1 protein-coding gene is annotated in these 538 nt (G+C 73.4%); it reads right to left on the minus strand.

What is annotated here, in order from left to right; all coding sequences use genetic code 11:
* Positions 1 to 538 (minus strand): NAD(P)-binding domain-containing protein (locus tag IY392_RS18610; protein WP_194862022.1); only part of this gene is annotated, 538 nt, incomplete at both ends.

Raw genomic sequence — 538 nt, forward strand, 5'->3', positions numbered from 1 at the left:
GTCCGGAGGCCGAGTGGCGCGAGGTGGGCGACCGCGGGCCGGAACCCCGTGGCCCAGAGGATCGCGTCGGCGGGCTCCAGCCGGCCGTCCGGCATCCGCACCCCGTCGGGCTCGATCCGGGTGAACATCGGGTGCCGCACCAGCGCCCCGCGGGCCTCCGCCCGATCGATCCACGGGGTGCGGTACATGCCGGTCACCCGGATCACGCTCTCGGGCGGCAACCCCATGGCCGTGCGCTCGGCGACCGCCGAGATGGCGGCCGAGAAGTTCTCCGGAGGCGGGCCCGTGGCCCACTCGATCTCCCGCCGGGTCACCCACAGGGTGTCGGCCCCGCGCGAGATCTCCTCGAGCAGTTGGGTGGCCGAGATCCCCGAGCCCACGATCACCACGCGCTGACCGGCGAACTCCTCCGCGCGGACGTAGTCATGGACGTGGAGCTGGCGCCCGCGGAAGCTCTCCTGCCCGGGGTAGTACGGCCAGAAGGGCCGCGTCCACGTCCCCGTGGCGTTGATGACGTAGCGCGCGTGCCACACCTCGT

The sequence above is a fragment of the Dietzia sp. SYD-A1 genome (assembly GCF_015356725.1).
Taxonomy (GTDB): Bacteria; Actinomycetota; Actinomycetes; order Mycobacteriales; family Mycobacteriaceae; genus Dietzia.